We start from the raw sequence: 12,049 nt of genomic DNA, 5'->3' as shown, positions 1-12,049 counted from the left end.
ATATACCATTTTACCAGTTTGCACAAATGAGCCTGACTGAATGGCCATCTGAACGGTAAAAATACCTTTTCTTTCAAGGCGCCGTTCCCCAGCAGAACGACTGACAGAAGGACTTCCATTCGGCAAGCTCTTTTCGTCAAGCGCCTGAAAATTTGAGGCTATCTCCCTTAATATTTATGCTTTCAACAGAAATTTATCATTTTAAGATCTTTAAAAACGCAGATAATACGTGGCTTCCCAATGGATTTTTCCACGCAATACTCTTCTGCCATTTCGGTTGACTGAGCTACCCAGTAAGCTATAATGATTATGCTGTAAATTTCACAAAGAGGTGGAAACTCCTTGAACTGTCGCACAAACCCCACAGGGGTTCTCTCGTCGCTGGACCACGGGACTTTGACGAAAGACCAACTCCGAGAACTTGAAAGCGCTCCCCTGACAAAAAAGAGGGCAGCTCTTGACCTTTTGATTCGGGCCATGCCGATATTCGCCGGACTTCTCGCCATGGCTGAATACCTGTGCCTGCCCGACCTTGAAGGCAACTCCCACACGATGACTTACGCCTATTTCCTCGGCGCGCTTATCGCCGCCGCCGCAGCCGCGTTCATCGGGTCGTTTTTCTCCCGACGGGTCTACGACCGGCTGCGCCACGGGGCGCCGTTCTACTCGCTGGTGTTCCTCCTGCTGCTGGGGTACGACTGGGTGACCTTAAAAACCGGGAAGTTCGTCCTGCCCTATTTCCCTTGGGTCGACCAGATCCTCAACGCGGCGATCGAAGACCGGCTCCAGTTGCTGGACTGCACGTGGCATTCGCTGATGCTCCTTTTCACCGGGTACTTCACCGGCGCGCTGCTCGGACTGCTCACCGGCGTCGCCTGCGGCTACAACAAGCGGGTAGATTACTGGATCGCCCCGTTCATGCGGCTTTTGGGCGCGATCCCCTCCACCACGTGGATTCCGGTTGTCATGGTTTTGGCGTCGTCGCTGTTCAAGGGGAGCGTCTTCATCATCGCGCTGGGCGTGTGGTACTCCCTCACGATCGCGACCATAACGGGGATACGGAACATCGACAAGTCGTTCTACGAGGCCGCGCGGACCCTCGGCGCCAAGACGCGGCATTTGGTGTTCCGGGTGGCCCTGCCGTTCGCCCTGCCAAATATCCTTCAAGGGCTCACTCAGGGCATGAGCAGCGCCTGCATGGCCCTGATGGTCGCCGAGATGATCGGCGTCGAGTCCGGGCTGGGCTGGTACGTGACTTGGCAGAAGAGCTGGGCCCAGTACGGTAAGATGTACGCCGCGATCGTCGTGCTGTGCGTCGTGTTCGTGGCGGTGAACTGGCTGCTGAATAAGATCAAACGGCGGCTGCTTCGCTGGCAGGAAGGGGCTGTTCAGTCATGAACGTGCTGAAGCTGGACGGCGTTTACAAGAGCTTCGCCCGGACGGAAACGGACGACGTAACCAACGCACTGAGCAACATCAACATGACCGTGACGGACGGGGAGTTCATCTCCATCGTCGGGCCGTCGGGCTGCGGCAAGTCGACGATCCTTCGGCTTGTGGCCGGCCTCATCGTCCCCACCAGCGGAACCGTCCAGCTGAACGGCCAGCCGGTTCAGGGGCCGTCGCCTGAGCGGGGCATGGTATTCCAGAAGCCGACGCTCTTCCCCTGGATGACGGTGGAACAGAACCTGACGTTCAGCCTGAGAATGGCCGGAACGCTGGCGGGCCGGGAAGACGACGTGAACAAGCTGCTGGAAATAGCGGGCCTTTCGGACTTCCGAAACGACTTTCCGCACCAGCTGTCGGGCGGCATGGCCCAGCGATTGGCGCTGATTCGGACCATGATCAACCACCCGAACGTTTTCCTGCTGGACGAGCCGCTTGGCGCGCTGGACGCGTTCACCCGCATGAGAATGCAGGACGAGATTTTGGCCCTGTGGCGGACTTCGGGACACATGACCCTGATGGTGACCCACGACATCGACGAGGCTCTCTACATGGGCACGCGGGTTATCGTCATGGCCCCGCGCCCCGGCCGAATCCGCGAGGACATCAAAGTTGACCTGCCGTACCCGCGGAACCGCGCCGGCAACGAATTTTTAGGGTATCACGCCAAGGTTCTCGAGATGCTCGACTTTGGACGTATCGACTGAACCGAAGCGACAGCCCCCGTACGGGGAATCACAAAGGAGGAGTTCGTAATGAAGCGCATCTGCACCATCGCAGCAATGATGGCCCTCGCGGCCAGCTCGGCATTCGCCATGACTGCCGAAGAGGAGAACGAAGCTTGGAAGAAGGAACCGGCGTACAACCAGACGATCCGCGTCGGCTACAACGGCGGGCTCTGCCTTGGCACGTTCGGTATCGCCCAGGCGAAGGGCTTCTACGAGGCCGAAGGCCTGAAGACGGCTATCACGAAGTATCAGGGCGGCAGCAGCGCCCAGGGCGACGCGATCGGCACCGGCAAGATCGACTTGGCCGGCGACCATATCGCCACTCTGCTCGTCCCGGCTCTCCGGGGCGTCCGCATGGTCTTCACCGCCGGAATCCACACGGGCTGCAAGACCCTTTACGTGCTGAACACCGACGAGTACAAGTCCACCGCCGACCTGAAGGGCAAGACGATCGCCGTTCCTGACGGAATCGGCGCTTCCGATCAGAACATCACCATGCGCCTGCTGGCGGCAGACGGCATCGACCCGTTGAAGGACGTAAAGTACAAGGTCGTCGAGAGCGGCGCCGCCGTCCTGGCCCTTGAAAGCGGAGAGATTCAGGCCATCCTGCTGAGCGATCAGTTCGCCCGCCAGTTCGTCGACCAGGGCAAGATCAAGGCCATTCGTTCGATCACCACTGACCCGGACTTTGAGCGCGACTGCTGCTGCATTCACGCCGTCAACCTTGACTTCTACAAGGCAAACCCGATCACCGTCAAGAAGCTCACCCGAGCTCACGAGGCGGCCAAGAAGTTCATCTGCGAGCACCCCGACGAGGCGGTCGAGATCCTCAAGGCCAACGGCTGGGCCAGCGGCGACATCGAGCTGGTCAAGAAGATCTTCAAGACCTTCCACTACGACCTGACCGACGCCGAGACCGAGTCGACCCTCCGCCGCACCATCGCCGACTATCAGAAGTTCAACATTCTGCCCGCCGGCGACCCCGACGAAATGCTGAAGCGCGTCTGGCACCCGGTTCTTGAGGAAAACTAGTTCACAGCAAAAGAGCCGCTCCGTACGGAGCGGCTCTTTTTTTACGGAGCGGAAGCTCGTTTAACCGTCAGATTCCGCGAGGAAGTCGGACATCGCGCGGGCCGTCTCTTCAGGATGGCGGTAAAAAAATCCGTGCCCGCCCTTCACGCAGAGGTACCGGCTGCCCGGTATCATCTTGGCCGTGCGCTCTACTTCTGACGGGCTGACTAGTCCGTCGTCCCGCCCGGCAAGAAACAGCGCGGGGCCTCGGAGGGCCGACGCCCGTTGGGGGCGAAAAGTCCAACGCAAAAGCGCCTGACGGTACTCCTCAAGGACCGCGCCGGTTCCGCCGAGCTCGGCCGAACCGGAAGCGCCGTCAAAGGCCAGAGCTTTCATCAAAAACGTCCCCCACTCTCCGCTGGAACAGTGAAGCAGCCGGTCCAGGGACGTCCCGGGCTTGGGGGCTTGGCTCAGCGATGACGCCAGAAAAACGAGGGGAACTTTTTCCTGCACCCGACAGGCCAGTTCAAAAGCGACGCTGGCACCCATGGACCAACCAAGGACGGCGCAGGGGCCGACCTGCTGAAATATCTCGCAGGCGTCGGACGCTAAAAGCTCAATCGTCAGCGGCGAGCTTCCCCGGGACGACCCGCCGAGACCCCGCGGGTCAAACAGCACGGGGGCCAAGCCCGCCGCTTCCATCACGCGGGGCAGGCGCCCCCAGCACCCGCTGTCGCCGCCAAGCCCGGGGATCATCAGCACGCGCCGTCCGGCGCTGGGGGCCGACCAGGCGACGACGACCCCGTCGCTGAGGCGAAGCCTTTCGGACAGGAATATTTTTCTCCGACGCACGGTTCAGCCCTCCCGTCTCAGATCTCCCGAACCTTGCCGCTCAGCAGGAGAAGACAAAACGTTCCCGAAAACAGCCGTCTTCGGGAACGTTGCGTTTCTTGACAAGCCTAGCTACTCCGCCAGCCTCATGCAGGCGTCTTTAAAGCACTCGCACAGCGTGGGGTGAGAGTGAACGGAAAAAGCCACGTCGTGAGCCGTCAGGCCCTTTGACACGGCCAAAGACGCTTCGCCCAACAGCGACGCGGCTTCCGGCCCGATGATGTGGACGCCAAGCAGCCGCTTGTCCGACGCCCGGGCAACGACCTTGATGAATCCGTCGCCCTCGCCCATGGCCAGAGCCATGCCGTTGGCGGCGAAGTACGCCTTGGAGGTTACGATTTCCTCTCCCCGCTCCTTCGCCTGCTCTTCCGTCAGGCCGACATAGGCCACTTCGGGGTCGATAAACACGCAGGCCGGCAGGGCATCGAGGTCGACGCTGTAGTCGTCGCCCAACATGTCGAACGCCGCGCTGACGGCCTGATACTCGGCCAGATGAGCCAGCATGGCGCCGCCGGTGCAGTCGCCGATGGCCCACACGCCGGGCAGGCTGGTGCGCATATGACTGTCAACGGCGATGCAGCCTTTTTTAATTTCCACGCCGCTGTCTTCCAAGCCGAAGCCGTCCAGAATCGGGACCATGCTGGACGCGAGAATCAGCCGGTCGCAGGCGACTTCAAGCGGCTCCTCGCCGGCCGTGCCGGACAGGACGAGACCGTCGCCCTCTTGGCGGGCCGACGTCAGGTGCACGTAGTCGTACACGGTCGTCTTGCGCTTCTTGACGGTTTGAACGACCTTCTTCTTCAGGTCGCCGTCGATTCGCCGCAGGATCTGGTCCGAGTGCTTGAGCAAAATCACGTCCTTGCCCAGCCCCTGAAGGATCATCGCCATTTCAAGGGCGATGACGCCAGCGCCAAGAACGGCAACCGTCTTCACTTGGCCGTTGCGGTCCGGATCCCAGAGTTGAGGGTCAATAATCGCCCAGTCGCCGGTAAGAACCTGCGGCAGGTCGTTGCCCGCAAAGTCGGGCACCACAGACCGAGCGCCGGTAGCAATCAGCAGTTTGGGCGCTTCCAGAACCTCGGTTGAGCCGTCCGGCTTGACGACCGACAGCTTTTTCGTCTCGCCCCAGCTCGTTACAGTTCCAACGCCCTTGATGACGTTCACTTTGGACAGTTTCAATGTCTGGGCGGCGCCGGTTCTCAGCTTTTCGACCACGCCTTCCAGCCGGCTCCAGAGCCCTTCCCGGGCTCCCTTGCCGCCGATGACGTGAGAATACAGGGCCTTCGTGGGAATACAGCCTCGGTTCAGGCACGTGCCGCCCAAGTGTTCCTTCTCGACCAGCGCGACTTTCAAGCCGCGGCTCCCTGCCACTTCGGCGGCTTTCATGCCGCCGGGGCCGCCGCCTAAAACGATAAGATCGTACATGTGTCAGCCTCCTTCTCCGCCAACTACGCCAGAGCTTCGTCAGTCGCGGCTTTCGCCTGATCTCTCAGCAGGGCGGTCTTTGCCAGCGTCTCTTCCATGGCCTGCCGGCACTGGGCCGCGTATGCCTCGTCCTTCAGGCCTTTCAGGTTGATTTTCACGTTCCAGCTGGCGGCGTTGGCCGTCAGACAGGCCAAGTCCGCCGCGATAGCCGCGTCGGTGATGGCGCCCTTGTTGCCCCGAAGGGCCGCTTTCAGGGCCAGCTCGCCGATAGCGGCACAGACCGAAAGGGTCTCCATGGGAACGGAAATCGCCTTCTTCGTGGCATCCTGTATGGCTTCCCGACGGGCCGCCTTCTCCGCCTCTGTGTCCTTGGGCAGGTGCAGGGCCGCCATGAACCCGTCGAAAACCCGCGCGTCGTCGTCCATCAGGGCAAGGCATTTGCCGATCAGCTCCGACGCTTGGGCGGCGACGTCTTTCATCTCCGGCCAGTTGGCCTCGTACTTTTTGTTCTCCAGCGCAAGGTTTGCCACCATGGACGCCAAAGCCGCCCCAAGCGCGCCGGTCAGACCTGCGACCGCACCGCCGCCCGGCGCCGGCTTGCTGCTGGCTAAATCGCGCAGGAACTCTTCCATCCGCATCTCAAACAGTTTCATTTGCTCATTCCCCCAAATTCAGCTGCAATGATGACAAAAAGCGACAGTGGCCGGCCCCGACGGGGTCGAGCCGCTGTCGCCGCAATGGAAACGGTTGTTAGAACTGCCAGCGAAGCACCGGCGTACGGGCGGCCTTCGTCTCGTCAGGTCTGGCGATCGGGGTCGACACGGGCATGCTGTGGAACGGCTCAGGGCCTTCAGCCTTTGCCTTAGCGACGATGGCCTTCAGCGAAGCGGCAAAGCCGTCCAGCGTCCTCTTCGACTCGCTTTCGGTCGGTTCGATCATCAGCGCCTCGTGAACGATCAGCGGGAAGTACGTCGTCGGCGGGTGGTACCCTGCGTCAATCAGGGCCTTGGCGACGTCGAGAGTCGTCACGCCGGTCTGGTGCTTCAGCGGCTCGCCGTCAAGGACGAACTCATGCTTGCAGAATCCCTTGTGGGCGACCGGGTAGGTGTCCTTGAGCTGAGACGCGAGGTAGTTGGCGTTCAAAACGGCCGTCTCCGACATTTCCTTCAGCCCGGCAGCGCCAAGCGTGCGGATGAACGTGTAGGCGCGGACCAACACGCCGAAGTTGCCGAAGAAGCTGCGAACCTGTCCCAGAGACTCGGGCCGCTGGCAGCTGCACTCCAGTCGGTAGGTCTCGCCGTCCTTCACGATGACGGGGACCGGCGAGAACTTCGCCAAATCCTTGGACATGCCGACAGCACCGGCGCCGGGGCCGCCGCCGCCGTGAGGCGTGCTGAACGTCTTGTGCAGGTTCAGGTGCAGCACGTCGAATCCCATATCGCCGGGGCGGACCTTGCCCACGATGGCGTTGGCGTTGGCTCCGTCGTAGTAAACCAGCCCGCCGGCCTTGTGGATGATGTCGTTGATCTCGACGATATGCTTCTCGAAAATGCCCAGCGTGTTCGGGTTGGTGAGCATCAGACCGGCAGTCCGCTCGCTGACCAGCCCTTTCAGGGCGTTCAGGTCGACCATGCCTTCTGGGTCAGACGGAACCTCGATGACCTTGAAGCCCGTGATGGCCGCGGAAGCCGGGTTGGTTCCGTGAGCCGAGTCAGGGACGATGACCTCATCGCGGTTCTTGTCGCCCCGCGACTCGTGGTACGCCTTGATGATCATCAGCCCGGTCTGCTCGCCGTGGGCGCCGGCCGCCGGCTGAAGGGTGACAGACGCCATACCGGTGATCTCGGCCAGATAGGTCTCCAAGTCATACATCAGCTTCAGGGCGCCCTGAATTGTCTCCTCAGGCTGAAGCGGGTGAAGCCGGGCAAACCCAGGCATACGGGCCGCCGCTTCGTTGATCTTGGGGTTGTACTTCATGGTGCAGGAGCCGAGAGGATAAAAACCCTCATCGACGCTGAAGTTCATCTGCGACAGGCCCGTGAAGTGACGAATCACGTCGACTTCCGCCACTTCGGGAAGACGCGGCGCCTCAGCGCGGCAGTTTCCGCCCAGAACGGCGCAGCAGTCCACGTCCGGAACGTCAAGCGGGGGAAGCGCCACGCCCATCAGACCAGGGTTGCTAAGCTCAAACAGAGTCTCCATCGGCCCGTGTTTCATCAGCACTCACCTCCAGCCACGGCGACCATACGGTCGATTTCTTCCTTCGTCCGCTGTTCGGTCACCGCCAACAGCCAGCCGTTGCCCAGATCAGGATACTCGGCCTTCAGGTCGTAACCGCCCAGAATCCCTGCCTTCAGCAGGCGGGCGTTCAGTTTTTCCACCGGCTCGTCAGAGATCAGGACGACCTCGCGGAAGCAGCCGGCCTTGGGGAACGCCACCTTGAACTTGCCGGTGGCGACCAACCGGTCAACCGCGTACGCGGTCTTGGCGAGAATCTGATGGCCCACCTCAGCGAGCCCCTTGGGTCCCATGAGGCTCAGGTAAACGGAAGCGGCCACGGTGCACAGGTTCTGGTTCGAGCAGATGTTCGACGTGGCCTTCTCGCGGCGGATATGTTGCTCGCGGGCCTGCAGCGTCAGGACGAAGCAGCGGCGGCCTTTAATGTCCTCCGTCTGTCCCACAATGCGACCGGGCATCTTGCGCATCAGCTTCTGCGTGGTCGCCATGAATCCGAAGTGCGGGCCGCCAAGGCTCATGTTGTTGCCGCAGCTCTGACCGTCGCCGACGACGATGTCAGCGCCCAGCTTGCCGGGCGCCTCAATGCTGCCGAGGGCCAGCAGGTCGGTTGACACGATCAAAAGGGCTTTGGCGTCGTGAATCGGCTCAGCCAGCCCGTTTAAGTCCTCGATAACCCCGAAGAAGTTGGGCGACTGGACGACCAGCGCGGCGATTTTCCCGCCGGCCAGCTCAGTCTCCAAGGACTTGCGGCACAGTTTGCCGTCAACGTCCGGCAGCTCAGCGTACTCGAAGCCTCGGCTCCAGCAGTAAGTCTTGAGCACCGCGCGGGTCTCTGGCGACACGGTCCGGGCGACCAGCACCCGATCCTTCTTCGTGTGGGCCGCAGCGATAACGGAGGCCTCAGCGGCCGCGCTGGCGCCGTCGTACATGGAAGCGTTGGAGACGTCCATGCCGGTCAGCTCACAGACCATCGTCTGGTACTCAAAAATGGCCTGCAGGGTTCCCTGAGCGACTTCGGGCTGATAGGGCGTGTAGCTGGTGGTGAACTCACCGCGCGAGACGATCGTGTCGACCGCAGCCGGCACAAAATGGTCGTAAACGCCCGCACCCAAGAAGCACACCAAGTCCTCAGCGCTCTTGTTCTTGCCGGTCAGCTTCTTCAGATCCCGAACCATCTCCGGTTCGGAGAGGCCTTCGGGAATGTCCAGCAGTCCTTTGACGCGGACCTTCTCCGGAATATCCGAGAACAGGTCATCAATTGACTTGACGCCGATTGCGGCCAGCATCTTCTGGCGGTCGGCATCGGTTACTGGGATGTAACGACTCATTGACGAACCTCCTTTAGTGAAGCAAATGAAAAACCTTACCCTGTCGCCTCTCCGTTATTCCGCTTCAGCCTCCGCGACGAGCTTCTCATACGCAGCGGCGTCCAGAAGGTCATTCGGAACCTTGACGTCTTCCAGCTTGGCGATCCAGTTTGCATAAGGATCGGCGTTCAGAAGTTCAGGAGAATCGTCCAGCGCTTCGTTCACAGCGCAGACTTTACCGGCCACAGGGCTGAAAACGTCGTTCGCGCCCTTGACGGATTCGACGACGACAAAGTCCTGATGGGCCTCGACTTCCGTGCCGATCTCCGGCAGCTCGACGTACACGATGTCGCCCATAGCGTGCTGAGCGTGATCAGTGATGCCCATGACGGCCTTGTCGCCTTCCATCTTGTACCACTCGTGGTCCTTCGTGTACTTCAGATCAGCTGGGACTTTCGACATAGTAAAGTTTCCTCCTCAAGAATTTGATATGGTTCGCCGGCCGCGCCGGCGCCTTTCACCCAGTTAATTTCTGCCGCGAGACGCGATTGCTTTTGTCAGTTTACTTCTTGTAGCTCTTCTTGTAGTACGGCTTGGCAACGACTTCGACCTTCTTGGCCTTGCCGCGGATCAGGATCCACAGGTTCTCTCCAACGGCCGGAACAGGCATGTTCACAAGGCAGCTGGCGATGTTGGCGTCAAGCGACGGGGCATATCCGCCGGTGGTCACGCAGCCGACTACCTTGCCGCTCGCGTCAGCCACTTCCATCTCGTGACGCGGCACGCCCTTATCAATCATCTTGGTGAACACGATCTTGCGCTTCAGTCCCTCAGCCTTCTGCTGACGGAGAACCTTCTGACCGATAAACCCGTTGGGCTTGTCAACCTTGACGAAGAACCCGTAGCCAGCCTCAAGAGGTCCGAGGTCGTCGGTGTATTCCTGTCCGCAGAGCGGAAGTCCGGATTCAAACCGAAGGCTGTCCCGAGCGCCCAGACCGATCGGCATCAGGCCTTCCGGCTTACCGGCTGCGATGATGGCATCCCACAGCTCGGCGCCCTTGGACCAGTCGACGTAAATTTCAAACCCGTCTTCGCCGGTGTAGCCAGTCCGGCTCACGATAGCCGGAATCCCAGCGACCTTGACCCCGTCGACGAAATGGAAGAAGACCAGCTTCGTCGGGTCAAAGCCTTCGGCGATCTTGCACAGGATCTTCTCAGCCAGAGGTCCCTGAAGGGCAACTTCAGCGGTCTTCGCGGAGATGTTGTCGATCTTGACGTCGCCTTTCAAGTGCTCGTTGAACCAAGCCCAGTCCTTTTCGACGTTCGCCGCGTTGATGACCAGAAGGTACCTCTCGGTGTTGTAGCGGTACACGAGCAGATCGTCCACGACGCCGCCGTTTTCGCGGCACATGATCGTGTACAGGACCTGACCGTCGTGCATGGTCGTCACGTCATTGGTCAGAAGGCTGTTGAGCCAAGCTTCGGAATCCTTTCCGACAACCGTGACTTCGCCCATGTGGGACACATCGAACAGCCCGGCCTTTGAACGAACATTCAGATGCTCGACCTTAATTCCCTCGTACTGCACCGGCAGCTCCCAGCCGCCAAAATCCACCATCGTGCCGCCTGCTGCTACGTGTCGATCATACATCGGTGTCCTTCTCATGCCGTCTCTCCTCCTGTCAATTTTTCTTGCAGAACGCTGTGCTCCGATGAAAAAGACTGCTCGAAAAGCCTATACAATACCATCTTCTTTCCGCGTCTCATTGTATCATCCGGCGCGATTTCGCGCCATATTTCACAAGCCGGCGTCCTGTCGTTTTCTGTTAGTACAAGCTGATTTTACTTCATTTTTCATAAATCAGAAATACGACAGAGTTCTTATTTTTTCTGAACGGTATATTGGCTGACTGCAGGCCTGCACCATGAACCTAGCAGAGCGAGAAAGCAAAGTTCATCAAATTAGCATAAACCCAGATAAATAGCCTATTATTTTTCGATAATACGACGTATTTTATTTGACTTACCATCTGCCCGGCTGACGCGTTACTCCAGGTTTTCTAGGTAGGGAATGATGCGCTCCAGCTCGGCGACGCCTTGGACGTCGCAGTCCAACCATGGAATTTGAAGCACTCCGCGGCCTCCAAACTTCTCCTGAATGGTCTTAAGGCACTCGGTCTGTCGGCCCCGGTGACGGGCGAAGAACTCTCCGGCCTCCTCGGGGATGACCCGGTTCACGCAGAACGCTCCCACGGGTATGCCGAACTTTTCCAGCTGCTGAAGGGCCCTCTCGGTCTCCAGAATGGGCATTCGCTCCGCGTTCAAGACGATGTGGAAGGCCGTCGATTCTTTGTCGGTAAGCCGCTCGCGGGCCCACTCAAACCGCTCGCGGCGGCGGGAGAGGATACGGTATATCGGGTCGTCTCCTACCTTAGAAGCCAAGTCTTCCTCGTATGCCGCGGCCAAGCGCATCAGGCTCATGGCCTGATTCCGTTTCTCCATGAGCCGGCTCATCCAGAAGCCCAGCAGCTCAGGCAGCTCGAGCAGCCTGAGGGTGTGCCCGGTCGGAGCGGTGTCAAAGACAACTGTCTCGAACTTCTTCGACTCTGACGAAGGGTCCGCCAGCTCCATCAGGTCGACAAACGCGTCAAACAGCGCCGACTCCTCGGCCCCGGGCGATGAGGCCGATACCCGCAGCTGCTGCCGCAGGTCCTCGACAATCGCCGGGCTGACCAAACTGGTCATGCTGGCCTCGATGCCTGCCACGTACTTTTGGGCCGCCGCTGCCGCGTCCACCTCAACAGCCCAAAGGTTCGGCTCCAACTGAACGATCTGTTTTCCAATAGCTTTTCCGAACGCGTCCGCCAGAGAGTGAGCCGGGTCAGTCGATACGGCGAGAACTTTGCGCCCGCTCCGAGCCAGTTTCAGCGCCCACGACGATGAAAGGCTCGTCTTGCCTGTGCCTCCTTTGCCGCCGAAGAAACAATAACGACGAATCATGCT

The 12,049-nt window shown here is 60.0% G+C and carries 11 protein-coding genes; 3 read left to right on the top strand and 8 right to left on the bottom strand.

Going from position 1 to position 12,049, the window contains the following annotated elements:
• Nucleotides 1-342: 342 nt before the first annotated feature.
• Genes HMPREF1249_RS04500 through HMPREF1249_RS04490 form a run of 3 tightly spaced genes read left to right on the top strand, consistent with a single transcriptional unit; the run spans nt 343 to nt 3,206 of the window.
• On the top strand, nt 343-1,398 hold the full coding sequence (locus HMPREF1249_RS04500) for an ABC transporter permease (RefSeq protein WP_008522600.1): 1,056 nt from the start codon (nt 343-345) through the stop codon (nt 1,396-1,398).
• A complete protein-coding gene (locus HMPREF1249_RS04495) occupies nt 1,395-2,153 on the top strand; it encodes an ABC transporter ATP-binding protein (protein WP_008520389.1) in 759 nt (252 codons plus the stop codon). The genes HMPREF1249_RS04500 and HMPREF1249_RS04495 overlap by 4 nt, the downstream gene beginning before the upstream one ends.
• A gap of 48 nt (nt 2,154-2,201) precedes the next feature.
• Nucleotides 2,202-3,206, top strand: a complete 1,005-nt coding sequence (locus HMPREF1249_RS04490) for an ABC transporter substrate-binding protein (protein ID WP_008520387.1) — start codon at nt 2,202-2,204, stop codon at nt 3,204-3,206.
• A 60-nt stretch (nt 3,207-3,266) separates the two neighbouring features.
• On the opposite strand, the gene HMPREF1249_RS04485 is transcribed toward HMPREF1249_RS04490, so the two are convergent.
• From HMPREF1249_RS04485 to HMPREF1249_RS04450, 8 genes are all read right to left on the bottom strand, one after another.
• Nucleotides 3,267-4,037 (bottom strand): alpha/beta fold hydrolase, encoded by a 771-nt coding sequence (locus HMPREF1249_RS04485; RefSeq protein WP_008522598.1) that lies wholly within the window; start codon nt 4,035-4,037, stop codon nt 3,267-3,269.
• A gap of 111 nt (nt 4,038-4,148) precedes the next feature.
• On the bottom strand, nt 4,149-5,501 hold the full coding sequence (locus HMPREF1249_RS04480; protein ID WP_008520383.1) for a dihydrolipoyl dehydrogenase family protein: 1,353 nt from the start codon (nt 5,499-5,501) through the stop codon (nt 4,149-4,151).
• Nucleotides 5,502-5,524: 23 nt separating this feature from the next.
• Nucleotides 5,525-6,154: a cyclodeaminase/cyclohydrolase family protein gene (locus HMPREF1249_RS04475; RefSeq protein ID WP_008520381.1), complete on the bottom strand. Its 630-nt coding sequence runs from the start codon at nt 6,152-6,154 to the stop codon at nt 5,525-5,527.
• A gap of 97 nt (nt 6,155-6,251) precedes the next feature.
• A complete protein-coding gene (gene gcvPB, locus HMPREF1249_RS04470; protein WP_008520379.1) occupies nt 6,252-7,718 on the bottom strand; it encodes an aminomethyl-transferring glycine dehydrogenase subunit GcvPB in 1,467 nt (488 codons plus the stop codon).
• Nucleotides 7,718-9,067, bottom strand: coding sequence for an aminomethyl-transferring glycine dehydrogenase subunit GcvPA (gene gcvPA / locus HMPREF1249_RS04465; RefSeq protein ID WP_008520377.1), 1,350 nt, complete (start codon nt 9,065-9,067; stop codon nt 7,718-7,720). The genes gcvPB and gcvPA overlap by 1 nt, the downstream gene beginning before the upstream one ends.
• A 54-nt stretch (nt 9,068-9,121) precedes the next feature.
• The gene (gcvH, locus tag HMPREF1249_RS04460) at nt 9,122-9,508 is read right to left on the bottom strand and encodes a glycine cleavage system protein GcvH (protein WP_008520375.1); all 387 of its coding nucleotides are present in this window, start codon (nt 9,506-9,508) and stop codon (nt 9,122-9,124) included.
• 100 nt (nt 9,509-9,608) lie between these two features.
• A complete protein-coding gene (gene gcvT / locus HMPREF1249_RS04455; RefSeq protein ID WP_008522596.1) occupies nt 9,609-10,712 on the bottom strand; it encodes a glycine cleavage system aminomethyltransferase GcvT in 1,104 nt (367 codons plus the stop codon).
• A 380-nt stretch (nt 10,713-11,092) separates the two neighbouring features.
• Nucleotides 11,093-12,046: an ArsA family ATPase gene (locus HMPREF1249_RS04450; RefSeq protein WP_008520368.1), complete on the bottom strand. Its 954-nt coding sequence runs from the start codon at nt 12,044-12,046 to the stop codon at nt 11,093-11,095.
• Between the last annotated feature and the right edge of the window lie 3 nt (nt 12,047-12,049).

The sequence above is a fragment of the Jonquetella sp. BV3C21 genome (assembly GCF_000468895.1).
In the GTDB taxonomy this organism is placed as follows: domain Bacteria; phylum Synergistota; class Synergistia; order Synergistales; family Dethiosulfovibrionaceae; genus Jonquetella; species Jonquetella anthropi.
This window is presented reverse-complemented; position numbering and strand designations above follow the sequence as displayed.